Origin of the sequence: Pseudobutyrivibrio sp. UC1225 (assembly GCF_900115215.1) — a bacterium.
In the GTDB taxonomy this organism is placed as follows: Bacteria; Bacillota; Clostridia; order Lachnospirales; family Lachnospiraceae; genus Pseudobutyrivibrio.
Genome location: NZ_FOVQ01000008.1, coordinates 45,775 through 68,258 on the forward strand (window position 1 = coordinate 45,775; position 22,484 = coordinate 68,258).

Below are 22,484 nucleotides of genomic sequence, written 5' to 3' on the forward strand. Positions count from 1 at the left end.
TAAATATTTTATATTTTGTCTATAAAAAGCCTTTATTTATGCCTTTTTTAGAATTCTATCTTTCCACTCCAAAGAGCCTTTTCATCCAAAATATCTTTTGCTCCATCACCTTCTAACTGAAGCCCCTTTATTTCGTCCATGTAATCATAGTAGTCGCAAACATAAAGCGTTATTTCAGAGATATCATGTCCATCCACTGGAACCATATCCAAATTATTAACTGCCGACATATGTTTTCCATCCTTATCAAGGGCAACAACAATATAATCCGCATTTGGATCATCATATTCTAACTCTAATTCAAATGGGGTCTTGCTAACTGTTATCTCACTAAGCCCGGATACACCTTCAACGGCAATGGTTCTTGATGTAGTATTTTCTCTATCAACGTTTACTTCAAATGAAAACTTCCAAGGACCATCAATCCACCAATTTTCATATTCATTCCTAAAGCCAAGAGAATCTTGTTCTTCTGTTGACAACTTACTAAATTCTGGATTATTAATATCAGTAACAATATCATTTAGTTCAAAATCTACTGTAAAGGAATCAGGCAACTCATAATGTGAAACTGGTGTATTGGCGTCTGTATAATAATCACTACTATCAAGTACATCCTTTGAGTAGTAATTCAGCACATAATCTAAATCGACCTTTACGACTCCCTGGAATGTATTATCATCAATAAATTCTCCATTTAAATAATCTAAAGAATTATTATTATAACTACTATCCTCTGTCTCAAAGCTATATTTTAATTTTGAATCAAATAGATAAAACATATACATGTCCTTGTTATCCAAATCAGGATACATCTGATTAATTGGGAACGCCTCTTTTGACTCAATAATCATACTTATATACATTGCTTTCTCATCGCAATAGATATCCTGCAAAGTTACAGTATTGCCATCCACAGTCTGGCTTAATGCCACAGCATCATTTAATGAATCTGATGCAATTGGTTTTGCGTATTTTTCATAATCCCCACCAAAACCAAGTTTATGGCCAATACTCGAAAATACATTTCCAACAACAGGAACCTCTTCTGCAAAAGAAGGATTTGTAATACATACACCTGATAGAATCACTACGCCAAGGGCTGCAGCTGTTGCTACTATTGTCTTAACAATTCTAAAGCTTCTCTTTTTCATTGTCCTCTCCTCTTCCTCATAAATCTGAGTAAAGGCAAGGTCTACTTTTTCCTGAACTATTGTAGGAATTTCAGCATCAGATATTATTAACTTCTTTTTATCCATATCACTGTCTTCCTTTCTACTCAACTATCTCGTAATATCTGGCCAATCTTTCTCGGCCACGCTTTAATCTGGTTTTGACTGTATTCGCCGGGAGATCTAATACTTTTGAAATCTCATCGATGGAATAACCCTGCCAATAAAACATCACTATGATAACTCTGTATTTCTCCTCAAGCTTACTCAAAGCTTCTTTCAGCTCTAGGTTACAGTCGTCCTCATAGGTAGGTTCATCCCATTCATGAATCTCGGCCTGATTCTGCCCATTCCTAATGATGTCATAACAATTATTCATGAGAATCTTTGTAAGCCAAGTTTTAAAATATTTGTTAACCCTAAGTGTATCTATTTTCTCCCAACAATTTAGGATTGTCTCCTGAATGGCATCGGCCACATCCTCATCATTCATAAGAATTGCCAGTGCCACCTTGTACATGTCCTGCATATATCTATTTATTAGTTCAGTAAAAGCATCCTTATCACGCCTTTTTGCTCTTACTATAAGTTCATTTATGTCTCGCTTCTGCATTTATAGCAGCCTCCTGTTGTGCACACAGTATTAAGAATAATCAAAGCGTCCTTCAATTGTTCTTACATACATTAGACGTGTGGTGAGTGAAAAAGTTTCACTTTATAAAAAAATAATTCACAAAGTATAAAAAGTGTTCAGCTTGAATATCTTTATCGCGATAAAAAGGCCTAAGCCGAAAGCTTAGACCTTAGCAAACACCATATTTTATAAAAACTACCAACAGAGTGAATCATCAAAGTCCTCCAGGCTTGGGTCCACTGGCTCTTCCTTGAGGATGGTGCGCATGTAGCGATTTACCTCGGTGCGCATGTCACGTCGGGTGCCGTCATAAGGTACCATCAGATTGTGATTTACCCAAATCCAGTGAATGCCGCGCTTTCTGGCCTCTTCTTCAAAAAGGCCATGGTAGCCTGCCATAGATTTGCACCCAATGTGCACATACATGATGACCATATCTGCGTTCATCTGCTCACAGATTCTGAAAAGGTCCTCCACACCTGTTTCATAGCCACCATTAGAGCGGCTTCTCATAATCATATTTTCGTAGAGATAACCTAAATCTAGAAGTGCCTGATGTTTGTCTGTGGTGCTGACCATCTCTGTAGAAACGCAGCAAAGCATGTCATTGATTGGCACGATTCCCCAGCAGTTCATAAGCCAATTCGGAAATGCGGTATAGTACGCAGCCTGAACACCCCAAAGGATTGCACGATGGCGATACTCTTTGCAGGCCATTTCCTTATTCCTATAAGCCTCAGTTGCAAGTTTTGTAATCTTCTTACTTGTCTCTAAAAAGAGCGGACTACGTCCACCGGCTGCCATATATTCACCATATCTATAGAAACCAAGTGTGGCTCCCAGCAGCTGTGGATATGGTGTCTTATTGATTTCCAGCCACTCTAAAAATTCCTTTGTTTCATCATTGAAGCGAGCCATATTTTCAAAAAGATAATCCCAATCGAATTTCTCACCTGTCTGCTCCTCGATAAAGTGAATGGCATTTAAAATTTCCTCACCTGCATATTCCTGCACACTCTCCTGGCGATGACGGATTGGCGATGCCAATTGGAATGTAGGTATACCCATACTTCTTGCCATAAGTCCACCGCCCATAAGACTGCCATCGCAGGTAGTATTACACTGAACTGCACAGGCACCTATCTTAGGCAAATCGTCATCAATGGCTGCTCCAAGCTCCGCAGCGGGCATTGGGCAAACATCTGTAGGGACTCCATATTCGTGAGTCTTGTCCACATAATGCATTACGCCTTCCTGACACATAAAGGAGCTGGCATAGATGGCAGGAACCTCGTAGCTGACCCATTTAAGATTTCTGAAGCCCCCCATAATAGTGCTCATCATATTTTCATCGAAGATAACCATCTTCTTTGAAAGCTCTGTATCATTTCCAATTTCAGGATCAGCCTTGAACATATCCGTAAGAGAAAGAGTCATATCGATGACAATAAGGCCGATTCCTTCATGAGCAAGTCTAAGGGCTGTACCTCTAAGACCTTCTGTGTGTCTGTCCATAAAATCAGGTACTGCCAGATAATTGCTCATCCAACGATATCTAAAGAAGCCTTTGAAATTGTTTGGCTTCATCATAAATCTAGCCAGCACTGATAGGTAATAAAGCCAGCGAGTGTAATCGTACCAGGTATCTTTAAAACCACGCCATTCTCTGCAGCGGCGAGGGCGACGTCCTGAATAAAGCACTTTGCCAAGTGGCTCACTTCCATATTCTTTTCCCATTAGTTCGCGCTCCTTTCAGCCTTTTTCTCTGCAATCTTTTTCATTTCCACACGCTCTACAAAAGCCTGAATTCGTGTGCGAAGCTGACCGGAAGAACGCACTGAATATGGTCTGTCCACGGAAAGTACAGGCCAGACATACTCCTCCTGCATAACATGAAAAGCTGAAGCTCTTTCGTAACCCCAGTAATCACAGAATTTTATCTGCTCATAAATAAGACCATCTGCATGATATTCCTTTGCCAGCTGGTCAACGTATTCACGGCGTTCCATTATCTTATCCTGATTAAAGAAACGAGGACACTTGCCCCACTCCAAATAAGTACGACAAATCTGAGTAAGAACATCTTCCTCATCATTTAAAACAATTTCCTGTCGGCCTGGTAAGGAACCGAAGCAGAATCTGTCGGCTACCACAAGAGCTCCGCATTCCTCTGCCAGCTGGATAAACTCTGGGTCATCAATCTCAGAACCAACCATCACTACACGAATGCGATATTTTCCTGCTGGGTCTGGCTCGCGGGTTTTAAGCTCCTCTAAAGTCTCCTCTAGTTTTTCCTTTATCAAATACTTTGGGCAGCAATAGGTAGCCAAACATAATACTGCAAACTCATATCCTGTAATAACAGGATTATCGCATTTACGATATTCTCCAATGGCAGTAATCAATCTGCTTATCTCATTCTGCTCCTCTACCGCTTTACGAAGCGCCTCATCAGAAACATCTATTCCAAAATTTTCATGTAATGGCTCAAGTACTCTAATACGCATCTGCTTTACATAATGCTTAAGAGCAGATTCGTCCGACTTCATTGGCACATCTGAATATGTAACAAAGAATGAATCCTTTGGATTAGTCTTTAGTCTTTCTATATTTTCCACGCAACGATTCATCTGTGCGCAGGCGTCAGGTGCCAAAATGCAGTCAAGAAAATTAAAGCCTCCCTCGATTGCTCTCTCGAGGTAAGCTCGACATGCTTCACATAAAGTCGAGCTCATATAATAGGTTCCCATTTCAATGGAGCCTGTGCGAGGTGCACGTAGACGTGTGGAGAAACAACCTGGCAGATTTAAAAGTGGCTCTGGTATCTGAAAACAAACATGTCCGATTGCTTTCTTACCTTCAGACTGAGCCTGTCTGCATAAGTCGTTATAGGAATCCTCCAATAACTTTTCAAAATAATATAAATGCTTTAAGTCTTTCACAACCTTCTCCAATACTATTTTTATTGATAAATAGTATTGTAACAATAAACTAAATTTCACTCAATCAGTTTCTTGCTCACAAAGAAAAATGCCACATCCAATAATAGATGTGGCACCAAATTTATATTTATTATAAATCTTCCCCTATACCTCTACGCAACGATATGCTGATGGCAGATACATGTTAGATCTGAGAATCTGAATGTTTACACAATCCATATAATCATTCTGCAAATCATTTATATCAGCAGCAATGTCTATATATTCCTTTGCCTTCTCGGTATCACCTTTAAGCAACATAACGTTTGCCATATTTAATAATGTACGCCCACAGCTCTTTTCAAGTCTCAAGGTTTCATAGGCACCGAGAATCTCCTGATAAATGGTAAAGGCTTCATCATAATCTTTATCTACAACTGCTTTTGCAGCTTTCTGATCCAAATCATTAATTAACTTCGAAATACTCTGTATATCATCTTTATTCATGAATCCTTACCTCCTATCAATAAATCTCTACCATTAACTGTAATCTCGGGACCATCAATGCAGGCAATCATTATAATACACTTTTTCGGCATATCTGTGTAGTTATTCACAAATTTTTCACATTTCTGCATAACAAAACTCTTTCAATTTTAGTAGTTTTCAATAAATTATCACTAAATATAGTGATAATTCTGTAAGTGCAGTACAAAATATGCTATTATTCAGTTAGTAGTGGAGGATAATTTATATGGTTATTAATGATATTATGTTTAAAACTCAGCTAAACTATCACATACAAGCGGCTATGGACGAACAAGAAGATGATTCCTTAAATATAGAAGATGTAAAACATATTGATCTTCGCAGATGTCTGTTTGCAGATTTTAAAAAAGCAATGATATATGTCAGAGAGAACTATCCTGATTATAATTACAGCGATTTCACAATCGATGCTGTAAAACCTGCTCCTGCAGACTTCTCAGAAAGTAAGAAATATGATTTCACTGAGCTTATAGATTATGCTAAACACACTGCAATCACCATAGGCAATATGACTCTCTTTAGCAAACTTCAGAAAATTGCCAGTGCCGCAGAAAAATTTAATTTGAGTGTTGCTGAACATCATGAAAAAAAAGCAGGAAATGTTTTGTCCTTTCAGGACTATGACAACTATTTTGTAGCAGATACCCCTAACACTTTCCAGGAAATTGGAAGCTGTGTCGTAGGCGGTGGAAATGCTGAGGCAGTTAAAGTTGCTGCCACCCTGCATGCCAGCAGTACAGAAGAAAGACCTATCGTTTCTGTCAGAGCCTTTTCTCTGAACACAAACACCTATCTTCCTAATATAGATATCATTGATTTGAGTACTATCTATAAGTCAAATGCATCTATTATGGAAGTCTTCGCATACATGAGTTACCACGACTACCTCAAGGGAGAGTTTAATCATTCCTTTGATAAGCTTTTGTTTAGCGGTTCTCTTGCGATTGAGTCTTTGGAGGATATGTACTCTAAACACTATGATTTAGGGACTTTCGATTATCTGAATAAGTAGATGATAGGAAGGCTTGTTGGCAATCTTGTACAAAATCGTTATAGTAATTTGTGCGTTTTGAATATTTTATGGTAATTATAACTATTGTGCAATCATCTCTGACCCTGTAAAATACCTTTCGGACTTAAGGAATTGTTTTTTATAGGAGATATCAGAAATGTTAAACCTTATCGTATTAGTTATTTTTACTGCAGTTACATTATTTTTCTTAAATTACATTGTATCAAGCGTAGCATATGCAAAGAGATCAGCTGAGATTGAAGATTCTCACTGCCTTACAAGAGCAATTGGTGCAATCATCTTAAGTGTTGCTGTTATCGTAGCACTTTGGGCACAGGCTTTTTACTTATTCTTTATCACTTAATAAATATTTGATAGTATTGTTAGAAAAAATCGGGCATCCAGAAATCTGGATGCCCTTAATTTTATTCAAATCCAGGGAAATGATTAACTATCCCTCAATTGCTATATATTTTGTCTCCTCTTTTTCAGGTAAGGCTTCTTTCTTAGGAATGCTAAGTGTAAGTACACCGTCCTTAAAGGCTGCATGAATGTCTTCCTGTGTTACATTGTCACCTACATAGAAGCTTCTTGAGCATGAACCTGTGTAACGCTCGCGGCGGATGTATTTTCCATCATCATCCTGCTCATCATTGTTCTGATTTGTCTCAGCCTTAATTGTAAGATAACCATCCTTCAACTCAGCCTTGATATCTTCTTTTGCAAATCCTGGAAGATTCATATCTACAGTGTAGTCATTCTCATTTTCTTTAACATCTGTGGTCATCATTCTTGCGAAATCATTGTCGTAGTGGTGACCAAATCCTGTCATACGTGGTACTCCGAAGAAATCATCCATAAAATCATTTGATAAAATACTAGGCATTAACATAATTACTACCTCCTCTTATATATGAAATATAGTTTTAATCCCGGTTACGTTGCTGCCACAGGATTCTTATCTCCTGTTCAGCCAGGTTGGTTTGGGAAGCATTTCTTTTTTCCTTCCCTTGTTGTAACTATGTTATACACCCGTTATTAGCACTCGTCAATAGAGAGTGCTAATATTTTATAATTATTTAATATTTAGTTTATAAATTGTCTGATTTATCCTTTTCAATCAGCTTCATCACATCACCAAGCTGTCCTGTAATCTCGCTGTAGTTCTCACGAATATGAGGACGAAGACAGTCAACACAGGATTTTATACCTGACTCTGTAAATTTAAAATTTCCACCGCACTTATCCCCAAGGCAATAAAGAGGACAATAACAGAACAAGCAGTTAAAGTCCTCTGGTTTATCAGTTTTGTGACATGGAAAATATTCACATTCTGTATTTTGAATAAACTTATAATGTTCCATTGGGTGCTCCCTATATAATTTATACTCTGCACCCATGATAACAACACTATCCTAAAATATCAATGTACTCACCTGAAAGAGCCTTATTCATGCTACGAACTGCGCAAAATTTGCCACACATAGAACAGGTGTCATCAAACTCTGGTGAGCGGTCTGCTCTGATAGCTTTGGCTGTCTCTGGATCCAGCGAGCACTCCCACTGCATATCCCAATCAAAAACCTGACGAGCTTCTGCCATCTTATTATCAATGTCCATGGCATGTGGAATCTTTTTTGCAATATCTGCTGCATGAGCTGCAATCTTTGAAGCAATAATTCCCTGCTTAACATCATCAACATTTGGAAGTGCAAGATGCTCCGCTGGAGTGACATAGCAGAGGAAAGCTGCACCATTTTGAGCCGCAATTGCGCCACCTATAGCGGATGTGATGTGATCGTAGCCCGGTGCAATATCAGTAACAAGAGGTCCAAGTACATAGAAAGGTGCCCCCATACAAATCTTCTGTTGAATCTTCATATTTGCAGCGATTTCATCCATCGGCATATGTCCTGGTCCTTCTACCATTACCTGAACATCCTTCTCCCATGCTCGCTTTGTAAGCTCTCCAAGGCGAACAAGCTCCTCAATTTGACATACATCTGATGCATCTGCAAGACATCCTGGGCGACAGGCATCACCAAGAGAAATTGTGACATCATGCTCACGACAGATTTCAAGAATCTCATCATAATATTCGTAGAAAGGATTCTCCTCTCCAGTCATTGTCATCCATGCAAACACAAGTGAACCACCACGGCTGACAATATTCATTTTACGCTTATGCTTTTTGATCTGCTCAATTGTCTTTCTTGTAATTCCGCAGTGAAGTGTAACAAAATCCACGCCATCCTCAGCGTGAAGACGAACCACATCAATGAAATCCTTTGCTGTAAGTGTGGCAAGGTCTCTCTGATAGTGAATGACACTGTCGTAGATTGGAACTGTTCCAAGCATAGCTGAGCATTCTGCCACAAGCTTCTGTCTAAATGGCTGTGTGTTGCCATGGCTGGATAAATCCATGATTGCTTCTGCACCCATGTCTACTGCCGCCATAACCTTTTCCATTTCTATATTGTAATCCTTGCAATCGCGAGAAACACCAAGGTTTACATTAATCTTTGTGCGAAGCATGCTGCCTACGCCCTCTGGATTAATGCATTTGTGATGCTTATTTGCAGGGATGGCAACCTGTCCCTTTGCTACCAAATCACGAATCTCCTCAGGTGTGCGATATTCCTTCAAAGCCACCTGCTTCATCTCTGGTGTAATAATCCCCTGTCTTGCTGCATCCATCTGTGTTGTGTAATTGCTCATTATAATCTCCTTTATAAAAAAATCTAATTTTATCCTACATATACGTAGTCATTAAATACTGGCTGAAGCCCCTCTGCTGTAATGTCTATATACATGCTATCAAGGCTTCGTCCATCTGATATTTCAAACTGCTCGTCACCTGACTCCTCTTCCTGAGAACCAGTATATTTTTCCTCGTGGTCACCAATTCCTGTGGATACTCCTGCTGAGACCTTTGTTGCTGCGATTTTCACAATGCCATTTCTAAATTCTGCTGTCTCTCTGGATGATACTGTGATTCCGCAGAATGGCAGGAAAATTCTGTATGCGCAGATAATCTGGCAAAGCTGCTTTTCTCCTACATCAAGAGGATTGATTGTATCATTATTGATGATAGGACGAAGTCTCGGACATGAAAGGGACATCTCAGCATGTGGATATTTTCTCTGTAGGAAATACACATGAAGAGCTGATGCAAGAGCATCCTTTCTAAAATCTGAAAGACCTAAAAGTGCAGAAAAAGCCACACCTCTCATGCCCCCCATAAGGGCTCGCTCCTGTGAGTCAAATCTGTAAGGCCAGATTCTCTTATTTCCCATGAGATGCAATGTCTCGTATTTATCGCTGTCGTAGGTTTCCTGGAAAACTGTCACATAATCCACTCCGCATTCATGAAGATATTTGTAATCCTCCACATTTACAGGGTAGATTTCGATGCCCACCATCTTGAAATATTTGCGGGCAATTTTGCATGCCTCACCAATATATTTCACATCGGATTTTGTAGGACTCTCACCTGTTAGAATGAGAATTTCCTCCATACCGCTATCAGAAATGACCTTCATCTCATGCTCAATCTGCTCCATAGAAAGCTTTAATCTTTTTATTTTGTTGTAGCAATTGAAGCCGCAGTACACGCAATAATTCTCACAATAATTTGCAATGTAAAGTGGTGTGAAAAGATATACCGTATTTCCGAAGTGCTTGCTTGTCTCCTTCTGAGCCTTCAGTGCCATCTGCTCCAAATAAGGTTCTGCTGCAGGTGAAAGAAGAGCTTTAAAATCTTCTATAGTACATCTGTCGCTCTCTAGGGCACGTCTTACATCTTTGGCTGTATATTTGCTGTAATCATAGGATTCAAAATGCTCCATTACGCATTTACGAACATCCGATTCTATTACATCCATCCCTGGAAGATATTCCATGTGATTAATTCTGCTGGATGGGTCCGTCTCTATCTGATGCTTTCGCTCTAAGCCTGTCTTTGTGAGAAGGTCTGAGTCAATCAAAAAATTATTCTCCATGACTGCCTCCTAATGTAAAAATCCAGTAAGAGGATCTGAAGCTGCTGCACCTCTTGTTAGAACGCGTCCAAGACCTGCAAGATATGCCTTTCGTCCAGCCTCGATAGCATCCTTGAAGGCTGATGCCATCATTGTCAAATCTCCTGCTGTAGCAAGGGCTGTGTTTGCCATGATAGCAGCGGCTCCCATTTCCATTGCTTCACAAGCCTGAGATGGCTTTCCTATTCCGGCATCCACGATGATAGGAAGATCGATTTCATCTATCAAAATCTGGATAAACTCCTTTGTGGCAAGTCCCTTGTTTGAACCGATTGGAGAAGCAAGTGGCATGATTGTAGCTGCACCAACATTTTGTAATTCTCTTGCCACATTTAAATCTGGGTACATATATGGCATTACCACAAAGCCTTCCTTTGCAAGTATTTCTGTAGCCTTGATTGTTTCATAATTATCTGGAAGGAGATATTTGCTATCTCTCATAATTTCAATTTTTACAAAGTCACCACAGCCAAGCTCTCTTGCAAGGCGGGCGATTCTAACAGCCTCCTTTGCATCTCTAGCTCCGCTTGTGTTTGGAAGAAGTGTTACCCCATCTGGAATATAATCCAAAATATTTTCTTCCTCCTTAGTGTTTGTACGTCTTACTGCAAGAGTAATAATCTGCGCTCCTGCATCCTTCACTGCAGCTTCGATAAGCTTCATTGAATATTTTCCTGAGCCAAGAATAAATCTTGAATCAAATTCTTTTCCACCGATTACCAGTTTGTCGTTTTCCATTTTTAATCCTTTCACATTATGTATAAACTAAGGCTGAGTCTCTCCCGTCAATATCCTAAGAGCCATATGGGCCTCATGAGCCGCACATGCCATCACTCTTGATGATATAAGCCCAATGCCCGAATTCACATCACTTACCCCATCACCTGAGATGAAAAATCTGGATGTAATTTTCTTTGTCACTATCTCATTTGCACTTCCAAAGCCCGCCATACCAGAGCTGGATACCAGATATTTATCGGGATAATTCGTAAATACGATATCCGCCAGCATTGCTTTGCATTCTGGCTTATCAAATGCTTCACAGATTACATCAGCATCCTTAATGAGTGATGGAGTATTCTCCTCTGTGAGCTTTACCAGATGAGTCTCTATTTTGATAAAGGGATTTATCTCCAAAAGATTTTCCTTTAGTGCATCAGTTTTTGGCGTTCCCACCTGATTAAATTTGTATTGCTGACGATGAAGATTAGTCACATCCACAGTATCGAAATCTATCAAAATCAGTTTTCCTATACCCACTCTAGCAAGGCATATTGCTATGTTTGAACCAAGTCCTCCCAGACCGCAGATTGCCACGGTAGCATCATCAAATTTCTTTTGATTTTCTATACCATGCCTATTAGTCAGAGCCTGATAAAATTCTTCCTTTGTAACCATTTATCAGCCCCCTCCAACAAAGCTAACAACCTCCAGCACATCTCCCTCCTTCAGTATCACCTGATCAAGTGTTGCCTTAGGAATTATTTCCTCATTTAGCTCCACAGCTATAGTTCTAAAGTCATACTCCAATTCCAGCAGAAGACTCTCTACAGTCCTCCCTGCTACTTCGTATGCTTGTCCATTTACCTGAACCATCTCTTTCTCCTTTTTCACTTTTTATTCCAACCATATGATTTAAAGGGCCAGAACCCTGTCCTAAGTTCAAGCCTGCTGATATTGCAGCTGTAATATATTCCTTTGCACGCTCCACAGATTCCTTAAGTGTGTATCCCAGTGCAAGGTTTGATGCAATGGCACTTGATAATGTACAGCCTGTTCCATGGGTGTTGTCATTATCAATTTTCTCTCCTTCAAACCAGGTGATTACACCATTTTCATAAAGCAGGTCACAAGCATCCTCCACGCTATGTCCGCCTTTGATAAGTACGCTGCAGCCGTACTCATTTCCTAATTCTTTTGCAGCCTTTTCCATCCCTGCCTTATCAAAAATCTTGCGTTCTACCAGACATTCAGCCTCCGGAATATTCGGAGTGATTACAGTAGCTATGCTAAAAAGATTGTCCGCCATAACCTGCGATGTATTTTCTTCCATTAGTCTGCTTCCGCTTGTTGCCACCATTACAGGGTCTACGACGATATTTGAGACTCCGTACTCTTTTAGCTTTTTAGCTACCAGTCTCACCTGCTCTGGTGATGGAAGCATTCCGATTTTTACAGCATCGGCAGGGATATCTGTAAGGCAGGCATCGATCTGCTTTCCAAGGAATTCTGGGCTTGATTCCACAATGGCACTTACCCCTGTAGTGTTCTGGGCAGTCATGGCTGTAATTGCCGTCATACCGAACACGCCGTGGGCTGTCATTGTTTTGAGATCCGCCTGAATTCCTGCTCCACCGCTGCTATCACTACCTGCGATAGATAAAACGACTTTCATTTTTCTTCTCCTTATGCTCTTAATTCCACAAATTTTTTCTTCATTTCTGTGGCAGCCACCATAGGTGAATCTGCTTTCATTATTGCTGACACTGCACAGACGCCGGAAATGTCGATTCCCTTAAGCACATCCATATTTGAAGGATTTAGTCCACCGATGGCATTTACAGGAATTGGCACCGCCTGACAGATCTTATCCAGTGTCTCTGTGGATGTGATGATGGTCTTTACCTTCGTGGTAGTCGGATAAATAGCACCCACCCCCAAATAATCTGCGCCAGCCTCATAGGCTGCCTTTGCCACCTCCACAGTCTTTGCAGTGGCTCCAAGTATTTTATTAGGGCCAATGATTTTTCTTGCCAGGGCAAGAGGCATATCCTCAGCGCCAACATGGACACCCTCAGCATCCACCGCCAGCATTACATCCACCCTGTCATCAATAATCAGAGGCACATTATATTTTTTTGAGATTTCATGCACTGCCTCAGCCAGCTCTATGTATTCTCTTGTGGTTCTGTTTTTCTCTCTCAGCTGCATGAGGGTCACTCCCCCCTTCAGCGCCTCCTCCACACGAAACAGAAACTCCTCCCTATCGTATGGGGTACTATCTGTAATAAAGTACAATTCAGTATTAAATTCCATTATTCCCTCCACTCCGGCTGGTTACGCATTAAAAAAGGAGACCACCTGATTTCTCAAATGGTCTCCATGTAATTTACGTTACGCACGGCATCCCTACGTTGGCATTATCCAAATCAGGTTCTCGGTCGAAGGTCACACCTTCCTCTCAGCCTGTCTACAAGCTCCCGTCTATTTAGTTCCTCAATATAATGCCTTATCTCTGAAGAATTTGCAACATATATTTTTAAAATGGAGAATTATCTTTACCTTAATAAACAATATATTGACATCATCCTAAAATTTATTATAATTACTACCGCAATGCAGCAATTTATATTGACACCATATATGACACCATTTTATAATAAAGGAGATAAGTATGTCTAAATGGGAAAAACTACTAAAAAAGATTCTTTCTTTAGATCCAGACATAAGATTTGAAGAATTACAAAAAGTATTAGAAAGCTATGGATATGAAATGAAGGCTCCTAAATCTGGAAGTAGTCATTTTACTTTCAGAAAGAAAGGCTATCCTATCATCACTATTCCAAAGCATATTCCTATTAAGAAAGTTTATATTCAAATAGTTAAGGAACTAATAGAAAGTGAGGAATCCAAACATGAAAAAATTTGATGAGTACATGAAACTTCCTTACAAAATGGAAATAATCCCAGACACTGACGAAGGGGGATTTGTTGTTTCTTTTCCTGAGCTTCCCGGCTGCCTCTCTATGGGGGAAACTATGGATGAAGCTATAGCAAATGCCATGGATGCAAAAAAGGAATGGCTACATGCAAATCTTGAGGAAGGAAATGAAATCCCTTTACCAGACTCAATTAACAATTACTCTGGTCAGTTTAAACTCAGAATTCCAAAAAGTTTGCACAAATCCCTTGCAGACCACTCTAAAGCTGAGGGCATAAGCATGAACCAATATTGCCTATACCTGCTTACTAAAAATGATGCTTTATATTCTTAATATTAGGAAATTATTATGGATGATAAATTAGAAAATCTTGATACACTTGCAATTGAAATCTTAAAAGCTCCATCTGACAAAGAAAAGTCAGCCCAGGCTTTTAGATTACTTAGATATTCTACTGGCATGAATAGAAAAGAATTATGTGAATATCTTCATATCCCCTATAACACCATGAGAGATTGGGAGCAGGCCAAACGAGCTATGCCCCCCTATGTTTTTGAGCTAATTTTATACAAGCTTAAAAATGAAAATATATTTATCAAATAATTTTTACGCCACACTTGTCCATTATTGCCAATTATCTTGACAACTCAACATTTTAGGTGTATTATCTCAAAAGTTTTAACTAATATTTTTGAACTATTGTAATATTGATTGATTTTAAAATGGAGACTATGTTATGGAAATCAATGGAAAACAGTTAGCCCATGGGATAATACAAGGTGGAATGGGCGTAGGTGTTTCTCTTTCAAATCTTGCTGGAAATGTGGCAAAGCAGGGCTGCATGGGTGTCATCAGCTCAGTAAATATTGGTTTTAAAGAACCTGATTTTTTACAAAATCCATTCGAGGCTAATATCAGAGCTTTGAAGGAGCATATTAGAAAGGCTAAAGAAATTGCCGGTGGAAATGGCCTTATCGGCGTAAATATAATGGTGGCTGTGAGCCACTACGAAGAGACTGTAAAGGCTGCTATCTCAGCCGGGGCAGATGCCATCATTTCAGGTGCTGGTCTGCCACTTAATCTTGCAGAGCTTGTGAAGGGAAGTAACACCTTGTACGCTCCTATAGTTTCAAGCGCAAAAGCTGCCATGCTCCTTTGTAGAACCTTTGCAAAAAAGGCTCAGTCTATACCGGATTTCATCGTTATAGAAGGTCACAAGGCCGGCGGTCACTTAGGCTTTTCTGCTGACGATTTAAATAATAATACCTGCCAGGACAACATCGACATCCTTAAGGAAGTCCTTGAGGCTATCAAGCCTTTTGAAGAACAGTTCAAAAAGAAAATTAAAGTGTTCCTTGGTGGAGGAATTTTCACTGGAAAGGACATTGCAGAGGCCATTAAAAACGGCGCAGATGGTGTGCAAATTGGCACCAGATTTATAGCCACAGAGGAATGCGATGCTTCCACTGCTTTCAAGGAAATTTTAGTAGATGCAAAGGAAGAAGATATTAAGATTATCAAAAGTCCTGTAGGAATGCCTGCCAGAGCAGTATTTACCCCTATGCTTCAAAGCTTAGAGGAAGGCAAAAGCTTCTTTGCCAAAAGATGTAACGGCTGCCTAAAGGCTTGTCCAAAGGGAGATAAAATCCCTTATTGTATCAGCCGTGCACTTATCGCAGCTGTTGAAGGCAATAAAGAAGAAGGCCTTTTCTTTTGTGGAGAAAACGCCTTCCGCATTAACGAAATTACAACTGTCAAAGATTTAATTGACGAACTAATCGACGAATATAAACTCTGTATGAATGCAGTTTAAATCGATATTATTTCAATTCCAGTCTTTAAACGTTCAAGGCCATCCTCCAGGGTGGCCTTTGTGCAGGCTACATTCATGCGAAGGAAGTCCTTTCCCGGTCCGCCATAGGCAGTACCTGCTGAGAGATAAAGACCTGTTTCCTTTCTGATGTGGGCTGCAAGCTCCTTGCTTGAGATGCCAAGTTTGCTAACATCTATCCAAAGAAGATATGTAGCATCGCCTCTCACAACATGAAGTTCAGGGATATTTTCATCCACAAATGCCTCCACTCTTCTTCTGTTTTCAAATAGATATTCTCTTAATTCATCAAGCCATTGACCACCATGATTAAAAGCTGCAACAGCTGCATGGGCCGCAAATACATTTGGCTCAGCCACCTCATCGGTATTGATTCCGCGCCAAACCTTATGACGTAAAAATCTGTTAGGAACAAAAATAGCTGCTGTCTGAATACCTGGAATACTAAATGTCTTGGTAGGAGCAATACAAGTGATGCTCACATCCTTACAGGTGTCAGAGACACTGGCAAAAGGAACATATTCCTTGCCTGGCTCTACTAGGTCACAGTGAATTTCATCTGAAATAACTGTAACGCCATATTTTGCAGCAAGCTCTCCAACCTTTGCCAAATCCTCCCTGCTCCAGATTTTACCAACTGGATTGTGAGGATTACAAAGAATCATAAGACTGGCCTGAGGATCTGACATTTTTTCTTCCAAATCCTCAAAATCCATTTTAAAGATTCCGTCCTCATAATGCAAAGGGTTCTCTAAAGGTCTGCATCCATTATTGATAATGCTGTTAAAGAAAATATTATATACAGGAGTCTGAATAATTACCTTTTCATTTGATGTAGTAAGCTTTCGAACGATGGATGAAATAGCAGGAATAACACCTGTACAAAACATCAACCACTGGCGGTCAATCTCAAAGTCGTGACGATTCTTCCACCAGTTAATATATGCCTCATACCAATCGTCATTGACATCAGTATATCCGAAGACACCCTCTGCCACACGTTTCTGAAGTGCCTCAATGATTTCTGGAGCAGTCTGAAAATCCATGTCTGCCACCCACATAGGAAGCTCATTTTCAGCCACATCCCACTTCATTGAATCAGTACCACGTCTGTTAACTACTGCATCAAAATTATATTTTCCCATTAATTCCAGTCTCCTATTTTCTGTCTCTACGCCACTCGACGATTTCTTCTGTCTTTCCAATCTGTTTGCAGTTGATGACAGTCTTTGATGGATCAACTAAATCTGGCTCCACAATAAGATGCTCAATTTCAGGCGCTGTTATTGTGCCGCTAATTGGATTGAATACACTATCAATCTTTGTAGTAATATTCGCATTTACGTTATCAACATATTCGAAGGCAAGTGTTGTATTTATCAACTTGCAGTTTTCCATTTCAAGATTATCAATGTAGCAAAAGCCCTGCAAGCTCTCGATTGTACAATTTACAAATTTAAGATTTTTTGAATTCCATCCAAGGTACTCACCACAAATATATGAATCGTAAACTGTTACATTCTCTGTGTTCCAGAAGCTATCCTTTGAAAGCAACACCGAATTTCTTATAGTAATATTTTTTGCTCCATCGAAAGAGTAATTGCCATCAAGCTTGAATCCATCAATCTCGATATTTTCTGAGTTCATAGCAAAGTAGCTTCCCTTTGCATAAACATTAGAAAGCTTGATATTCTTACAATTCCAGAATGTCTCTTCAGCATTTGTAAGCTGAACATTTTCAAGTGTAACTCCATCGCAGCGACGGAAATTCTTTGGTGCTGTGATAAATGAATCCTTCACGTAGATATCGTTTGTGTACCATACACCCGAACGGCCCATCTCAAGCCAATTACATCGCTCTACCTTGACATTATTTGAATACCAGATAGGATACTTATATTTGAACTGAGAATCATAGACTTCGATATTCTTACTTTCCTTTAAAGGAGATTCTCCCTCATCAAATATCGAATCGTAGATACAAGCCCCATCCTCTGCATAAAGAGCACGTTCTCCCTTAAAAAACTGCTGTCTATATTCTTTCATTTTTATTTCCTCCAAGATAAATATAACTCTTCTTGAGTATATCATCAAAATTTGGTTTTGTAAAATTAAATTGCCTTAAATATTTATTAACAAATTATTAAATACTAATCAAATTATTTACAACGAAAAAAAGAGATGCCCTTTCAGGCATCTCCCGAATAGCATTATTTATTTGATCTAATACCAACAACCTTTAATGTATTTCTAGCAACAAACTCAGTTTGAATCCCCTTGAGCTGTAAATCCTCAGCTCTTCTGTACAAATCTTCTGCGCCAGTACATTTAATGATTTCACCTACTGCCATTCTCTTCTTCCTCCCCGGGTTATATTTTATATTTTGCTCGCCCATTCTATGTAAGTTGTCCCGCGAACATCCTTATAATAGGCGCTAAATGGGGATTTGTCTATACAAATACTGTGAACAATTTGTGAATTCTGTGAAAACGTTTTCGGAAACCGGTTGCGCCTGACAGTATGTCAAACGCTTGATATACCGGCGTTCAATGGAAACTAATTTCAGACAATTGTTTTTCTATAAATTGAAAAAGTACCTGTGTCATTTTGACACAAGTACTTTTTATATATGGAATAATTATATTAGTTGTCTATTTTATCGCTTAACTCTGGCACCTGCTCCGCCCATAATTGCCTCTACTTCAGCACATGTAGCCATAGTAGTATCACCAGGTGTAGTCATGGCAAGTGCACCGTGTGCTGTTCCATATTCAACTGCTTTTGCTGCATCTCCTGTAGTCATAAGACCATAAACAAGACCTGAAGCAAATGAATCTCCACCACCAACACGGTCAAGAATCTCAAGCCCCTTATAATCCTTTGCCTTGAAGATTTGTCCATCTGCCCAGCAAAGTGCAGACCAGTCATTTACTGTTGCTGTTTTAACAGTACGAAGTGTTGTGGCTACTACCTTGAAGTTTGGATAAACTTTTGCAGCCTCATCTATCATCTTCTTATATCCATCCACATTAAGCTCTTTGAGATTTGCATCATTGCCCTCAATCTCAAAACCAAGGCATGCTGTAAAATCTTCCTCGTTGCCAATCATTACATCAACGTACTTTGCAATTTCTTTATTTACTTCCTGTGCCTTCTTCTGACCACCGATAGCTGACCACATAGATGCACGGTAATTTAAATCGTAAGAAACAATTGTGCCATACTTCTTTGCTGTCTTGATTGCCTTTACAACAGTCTCTGCAGACTGCTCAGAAAGAGCTGCATAAATTCCACCTGTGTGGAACCATCTGACTCCAAGCTCACCAAAGATATAATCAAAATCGAAGTCCTTATCTGTGGCCTGAAAGATAGCTGTGTTTGCTCTATCAGAAACACTAAGTGCTCCACGGATACCAAATCCTCTTTCTACAAAGTTAAGTCCATTTCTGCACTCACGACCAATACCATCTGTCTTCTTCCAGTTGATAAGTGAAGTATCCACACCACCCTGGAGAATGAAATCCTCCACAAGATGACCAACCTCATTATCTGCAAAAGCAGTAATAACTGCTGTGTTCATACCAAAGCATCTGCGAAGTCCGCGAATAACATTGTATTCTCCGCCGCCTTCCCAAACCTTAAACTCTCTTGCAGTTCTAATTCTTCCCTCACCTGGATCGAAGCGTAACATTACTTCTCCAAGAGAAACTGCATCATACTTACAATCCTTTTTGTCTTTAATCTTCAAGTCCATTTATAACACCTCATCTAAAACTTAAAATATTCTACTGCATTACGGCCACAGACACCCTTTACCATATTACGTAAATACGTATCATCCTTTGGGTACTCTCCGTTCTCTACCCACGCTCCAATTTTGTTACAAAGGATACGGCGGTAGAGCTCGTGGCGTGGGAAGGAAAGAAAACTACGCGAATCTGTAAGCATTCCAACTGATGTAGAAATAAGTCCTGCATCACTGGTTGCCTCAATCTGCTTTTCCATTCCATTCTTGTGGTCGCAGAACCACCATGCTGCACCAAGCTGTACCTTACCTTTAATTCCCTTTTCATTACTGCAGAAGGTACCAGCCATTGCGGCAAGCATTTCTGTATCCTTAGGATTAAGGCAGTAAAGAATTGTCTTTGGCAATTCGTCATTTAAATCCATAGCTGACAAAAGTGCTGCAAGCTGTGGAGCATAATTAAAGTCGTTAAGAGCATCAAAGCCAGTATCTGGTCCCAGCTTCTTAAAGAAACGCTCAGAATTATTTCTGATTGCACCAATGTGAAGCTGCATAACAATGTCGTGCTTAGCATAAAGCTTGGCAAGCTCTGTATACATATAGCCGTGATACTTACCAGCAGCTTCCTCAGAAACCTTCTTTCCATTGATTCTATCCATGAAGATTTCATTTACCTCTTCATAGGTAGTAGGAACAAAGAAGGTATTTTCCAAACTGTGGTCAGAAACTCGGCATCCATTCTCAATAAAGAATTCAAGGCGCTCTCCAAGAATTTCAAGCAAAGTCTTCACATCATAGATTCTTCTGCCAGTAACCATAGAAAGTTTGAAAATATAATCAGCGAAGCCTTCCTTTTCGATGCCTACTGCTTTCTCTGGTCTGAAGGATGGAAGAACCTTAATTTCAAATCCATCCTCTCTAAGCTTTCTGTGCCACTCTAAATCATCTGCGGGGTCATCTGTGGTGCAAAGGACAGATACATTTTGCATTCTTAGGAGGTTACGTACTGAGAATTCCGGAGTGTGCAACTTCGCATTGCACTGCTCCCAAATATCCTTAGCTGTTTCTGGGCTCAGTGGTGTGGTTATATTAAAGTATCGTTGAAGTTCTAAATGAGTCCAGTGGTATAGAGGGTTACCAATCAAATTCTGCACAGTATCTGCCCATGCCACAAACTTATCAAAAGGAGCCCCATCTCCAGTAATAAGCTCTTCTGAAACACCGTTGGCTCTCATGGCACGCCACTTGTAGTGGTCGCCACCAAGCCAAACTTCCGTCATATTATCAAAGCATTTGTCCTCATAGATTTCCTGAGGATTCAAATGGTTGTGAAAATCAATTATCGGCTCATCCTTAACAGCCGCGAAAAGTTCCTTGGCTGTAGGATTCTGAAGAAGGAAATCTTCGTCCATAAATTTCATCATACTGCTTCCAATTCCTTTCTTACATTGCCAACACCCTTCATATTTGAGTAGATTTCAAGAACACGCTTTGCCATAGTGTCCTCATACAAATCGACACCAAATACGTCTTTACGTTTTAATACATCCTTAGCTGGAAGATCTTTAAGCTCATTAAGAAGTGGATCTGGGCTCTGCTCGAAAACATTTCCCTGATCATCAACGCCTTCCAAATATCTTAAGTAACCAGCCAATACAACTGGCACTACCTTAAGCGACTCTGTTGTAAGGGATGAATTTCCTCTGTAAGCCTTGATAGTCTCACCAAAACGGATTGGAAGCTTCTGTGATGTGTCGCAGGCAATTCGCTGTGGTGTATCTGGCATAAATGGGTTTGGAAGACGCTTTGTAAGAACAGCATCAAGGAATTTATCTGGTGATAATACCTTAGGGTCTACCACTACCTTCATTCCCTCTTCCTTACCAAGCTTTGTAACAAGCTTCTTTAAATCTTCATCATCCATCTCATCATGGATTGTCTTATATCCAAGAAGACATCCAAAAACAGCAAGTGCTGTATGAAGCGGATTAAGGCATGTGCACACCTTCATCTTCTCTGTCTTATCTACTGTCTCTCTATCTGTGAAAATGATTCCACCCTTTTCAAGAACTGGGCGACCATTAGGGAATAAATCCTCGATAACCAAGTACTCTGTCTCCTCCGCATTTACGAAGTTGGCAACATAGGTATTCTTTGTTGTAACGATTGGCTCAGCATCCTCAACACCGTCATCAATAAGCATCTGCTTAACTGTGTCGTCTGGACGTGGAGTGATTTTATCAATCATCGAAAGTGGGAATGCTACCTTTGATGAATCCTCAAGATATGCGATGAAATCTGTTTCGCACTTTCCATCCTTGAACCATTCCTTTGCTATGTCAAGAACAGCTTCCTTAAGCTTGTCTCCGTTGTGTGAGCAGTTATCCATACTTACAACTGAAAGTGGTAATGCGCCTGCGTTGAATCTCTCAAGAAGAAGACCTACCACCTTATTCATATAGGCTCTTGTCTTGTAGCCCTTCTCTGTGATTGTAAATGAAATCATCTGAAGAGATGGTGCACGGAAAATCTCACGAAGTCTTGAGATTTCCTTTTCGTTTTCCTCATCTAAAATGCAAGATTCAACAATTGAACCAACAACTCTTTTCTCAACAGTTCCATCAGCCTTAAGTGTTGCAAGAATGCTAAGGTCATCACATGGTCTGTTGTACTTTTCGATAATCTCATAATCATAGCCTTCTGCAACGATGAGTCCTTTATCCATCACACCCTGATTTAAAAGTTCCTCAACTACATTTGCCTGAAAGGCTCTGAAAATGTTACCTGCACCGAAGTGAAGCCATACTGGATTCTCCTTCGTATTTACGATAATTTTTTCTCTGTCGTATTCTGGGAGCTTGTAGCCTTTTTCCTCCCATGCTTTTCTATCCTTCAATCCTTCATTTGTTAATTTCAT

General features: G+C 39.8%; 27 protein-coding genes and 1 riboswitch. Of the genes, 6 read left to right on the top strand and 21 right to left on the bottom strand.

Going from position 1 to position 22,484, the window contains the following annotated elements; genetic code table 11:
- Window positions 1-47: 47 nt before the first annotated feature.
- From BMZ41_RS10650 to BMZ41_RS15940, 6 genes are all read right to left on the bottom strand, one after another.
- Window positions 48-1,259: a DUF4179 domain-containing protein gene (locus BMZ41_RS10650; RefSeq protein ID WP_090529524.1), complete on the bottom strand. Its 1,212-nt coding sequence runs from the start codon at window positions 1,257-1,259 to the stop codon at window positions 48-50.
- Window positions 1,260-1,275: 16 nt separating this feature from the next.
- A complete protein-coding gene (locus BMZ41_RS10655; protein WP_090529527.1) occupies window positions 1,276-1,785 on the bottom strand; it encodes an RNA polymerase sigma factor in 510 nt (169 codons plus the stop codon).
- Window positions 1,786-2,001: 216 nt separating this feature from the next.
- The gene (locus tag BMZ41_RS10660; protein WP_090529530.1) at window positions 2,002-3,543 is read right to left on the bottom strand and encodes a 2-hydroxyacyl-CoA dehydratase family protein; all 1,542 of its coding nucleotides are present in this window, start codon (window positions 3,541-3,543) and stop codon (window positions 2,002-2,004) included.
- A complete protein-coding gene (locus BMZ41_RS10665; protein ID WP_090529532.1) occupies window positions 3,543-4,748 on the bottom strand; it encodes a 2-hydroxyacyl-CoA dehydratase family protein in 1,206 nt (401 codons plus the stop codon). The genes BMZ41_RS10660 and BMZ41_RS10665 overlap by 1 nt, the downstream gene beginning before the upstream one ends.
- 144 nt (window positions 4,749-4,892) lie before the next feature.
- Complete coding sequence (locus tag BMZ41_RS10670; RefSeq protein WP_090529534.1) at window positions 4,893-5,234, bottom strand: tetratricopeptide repeat protein; 342 nt, start codon at window positions 5,232-5,234, stop codon at window positions 4,893-4,895.
- Window positions 5,231-5,365 (bottom strand): hypothetical protein, encoded by a 135-nt coding sequence (locus tag BMZ41_RS15940; protein WP_255405332.1) that lies wholly within the window; start codon window positions 5,363-5,365, stop codon window positions 5,231-5,233. The genes BMZ41_RS10670 and BMZ41_RS15940 overlap by 4 nt, the downstream gene beginning before the upstream one ends.
- Before the next feature lie 116 nt (window positions 5,366-5,481).
- On the opposite strand from BMZ41_RS15940, the gene BMZ41_RS10675 reads away from it, so the two are divergent.
- Both BMZ41_RS10675 and BMZ41_RS10680 read left to right on the top strand, forming a co-directional pair.
- Window positions 5,482-6,288 carry a hypothetical protein gene (locus BMZ41_RS10675; RefSeq protein ID WP_090529537.1) on the top strand — a complete coding sequence of 269 codons (807 nt, stop codon included), beginning with the start codon at window positions 5,482-5,484 and terminating at the stop codon, window positions 6,286-6,288.
- A gap of 157 nt (window positions 6,289-6,445) precedes the next feature.
- Window positions 6,446-6,652: a hypothetical protein gene (locus tag BMZ41_RS10680; protein ID WP_090529540.1), complete on the top strand. Its 207-nt coding sequence runs from the start codon at window positions 6,446-6,448 to the stop codon at window positions 6,650-6,652.
- Between the two features lie 87 nt (window positions 6,653-6,739).
- On the opposite strand, the gene BMZ41_RS10685 is transcribed toward BMZ41_RS10680, so the two are convergent.
- The 9 genes from BMZ41_RS10685 to thiE form a co-directional block, all read right to left on the bottom strand.
- Window positions 6,740-7,180, bottom strand: coding sequence for an Hsp20/alpha crystallin family protein (locus BMZ41_RS10685; protein WP_090163574.1), 441 nt, complete (start codon window positions 7,178-7,180; stop codon window positions 6,740-6,742).
- Window positions 7,181-7,379: 199 nt separating this feature from the next.
- Window positions 7,380-7,652 (bottom strand): cysteine-rich small domain-containing protein, encoded by a 273-nt coding sequence (locus BMZ41_RS10690; RefSeq protein WP_090529543.1) that lies wholly within the window; start codon window positions 7,650-7,652, stop codon window positions 7,380-7,382.
- A 46-nt stretch (window positions 7,653-7,698) separates the two neighbouring features.
- Window positions 7,699-9,006 (bottom strand): phosphomethylpyrimidine synthase ThiC, encoded by a 1,308-nt coding sequence (gene thiC, locus BMZ41_RS10695; RefSeq protein WP_090168728.1) that lies wholly within the window; start codon window positions 9,004-9,006, stop codon window positions 7,699-7,701.
- A 29-nt stretch (window positions 9,007-9,035) separates the two neighbouring features.
- Window positions 9,036-10,289: a 2-iminoacetate synthase ThiH gene (gene thiH, locus BMZ41_RS10700; RefSeq protein WP_090168725.1), complete on the bottom strand. Its 1,254-nt coding sequence runs from the start codon at window positions 10,287-10,289 to the stop codon at window positions 9,036-9,038.
- Window positions 10,290-10,298: 9 nt separating this feature from the next.
- Window positions 10,299-11,066, bottom strand: coding sequence for a thiazole synthase (locus BMZ41_RS10705; RefSeq protein WP_090168721.1), 768 nt, complete (start codon window positions 11,064-11,066; stop codon window positions 10,299-10,301).
- Window positions 11,067-11,093: 27 nt separating this feature from the next.
- The gene (thiF, locus tag BMZ41_RS10710; protein WP_090529546.1) at window positions 11,094-11,726 is read right to left on the bottom strand and encodes a sulfur carrier protein ThiS adenylyltransferase ThiF; all 633 of its coding nucleotides are present in this window, start codon (window positions 11,724-11,726) and stop codon (window positions 11,094-11,096) included.
- 3 nt (window positions 11,727-11,729) lie between these two features.
- Window positions 11,730-11,924 (bottom strand): sulfur carrier protein ThiS, encoded by a 195-nt coding sequence (thiS, locus tag BMZ41_RS10715; protein ID WP_028246147.1) that lies wholly within the window; start codon window positions 11,922-11,924, stop codon window positions 11,730-11,732.
- Window positions 11,848-12,723, bottom strand: coding sequence for a bifunctional hydroxymethylpyrimidine kinase/phosphomethylpyrimidine kinase (gene thiD / locus BMZ41_RS10720; RefSeq protein ID WP_242870667.1), 876 nt, complete (start codon window positions 12,721-12,723; stop codon window positions 11,848-11,850). The genes thiS and thiD overlap by 77 nt, the downstream gene beginning before the upstream one ends.
- Before the next feature lie 11 nt (window positions 12,724-12,734).
- Window positions 12,735-13,364, bottom strand: coding sequence for a thiamine phosphate synthase (gene thiE / locus BMZ41_RS10725; RefSeq protein ID WP_090529549.1), 630 nt, complete (start codon window positions 13,362-13,364; stop codon window positions 12,735-12,737).
- A 73-nt stretch (window positions 13,365-13,437) separates the two neighbouring features.
- Window positions 13,438-13,539: riboswitch (TPP riboswitch) on the bottom strand.
- A 183-nt stretch (window positions 13,540-13,722) separates the two neighbouring features.
- On the opposite strand from thiE, the gene BMZ41_RS10730 reads away from it, so the two are divergent.
- From BMZ41_RS10730 to BMZ41_RS10745, 4 genes are all read left to right on the top strand, one after another.
- Window positions 13,723-13,977, top strand: coding sequence for a type II toxin-antitoxin system HicA family toxin (locus BMZ41_RS10730; RefSeq protein ID WP_015550139.1), 255 nt, complete (start codon window positions 13,723-13,725; stop codon window positions 13,975-13,977).
- The gene (locus tag BMZ41_RS10735) at window positions 13,964-14,323 is read left to right on the top strand and encodes a type II toxin-antitoxin system HicB family antitoxin (protein WP_015550140.1); all 360 of its coding nucleotides are present in this window, start codon (window positions 13,964-13,966) and stop codon (window positions 14,321-14,323) included. The genes BMZ41_RS10730 and BMZ41_RS10735 overlap by 14 nt, the downstream gene beginning before the upstream one ends.
- A gap of 15 nt (window positions 14,324-14,338) precedes the next feature.
- A complete protein-coding gene (locus BMZ41_RS10740; protein ID WP_015550141.1) occupies window positions 14,339-14,593 on the top strand; it encodes a hypothetical protein in 255 nt (84 codons plus the stop codon).
- A gap of 133 nt (window positions 14,594-14,726) precedes the next feature.
- Entirely contained in the window at window positions 14,727-15,803 is a 1,077-nt protein-coding gene (locus tag BMZ41_RS10745; protein WP_090529552.1) for an NAD(P)H-dependent flavin oxidoreductase, read from the top strand.
- Here BMZ41_RS10745 and BMZ41_RS10750 read toward each other — a convergent pair.
- The 6 genes from BMZ41_RS10750 to BMZ41_RS10770 form a co-directional block, all read right to left on the bottom strand.
- Window positions 15,800-16,966, bottom strand: a complete 1,167-nt coding sequence (locus BMZ41_RS10750; RefSeq protein ID WP_090529555.1) for a MalY/PatB family protein — start codon at window positions 16,964-16,966, stop codon at window positions 15,800-15,802. The two genes, BMZ41_RS10745 and BMZ41_RS10750, sit on opposite strands and share 4 nt — an antisense overlap.
- Window positions 16,967-16,979: 13 nt before the next feature.
- Window positions 16,980-17,867, bottom strand: coding sequence for a DUF3737 family protein (locus tag BMZ41_RS10755; protein WP_028246151.1), 888 nt, complete (start codon window positions 17,865-17,867; stop codon window positions 16,980-16,982).
- Between the two features lie 164 nt (window positions 17,868-18,031).
- Window positions 18,032-18,172: a hypothetical protein gene (locus BMZ41_RS15670; RefSeq protein ID WP_176754513.1), complete on the bottom strand. Its 141-nt coding sequence runs from the start codon at window positions 18,170-18,172 to the stop codon at window positions 18,032-18,034.
- Window positions 18,173-18,478: 306 nt separating this feature from the next.
- Window positions 18,479-19,576: a sugar kinase gene (locus BMZ41_RS10760; protein WP_090529558.1), complete on the bottom strand. Its 1,098-nt coding sequence runs from the start codon at window positions 19,574-19,576 to the stop codon at window positions 18,479-18,481.
- A gap of 14 nt (window positions 19,577-19,590) precedes the next feature.
- On the bottom strand, window positions 19,591-20,991 hold the full coding sequence (gene uxaC, locus BMZ41_RS10765) for a glucuronate isomerase (RefSeq protein WP_090529560.1): 1,401 nt from the start codon (window positions 20,989-20,991) through the stop codon (window positions 19,591-19,593).
- Window positions 20,988-22,484 carry a mannitol dehydrogenase family protein gene (locus BMZ41_RS10770; RefSeq protein WP_090529563.1) on the bottom strand — a complete coding sequence of 499 codons (1,497 nt, stop codon included), beginning with the start codon at window positions 22,482-22,484 and terminating at the stop codon, window positions 20,988-20,990. Before BMZ41_RS10770 ends, uxaC begins: the two co-directional genes overlap by 4 nt.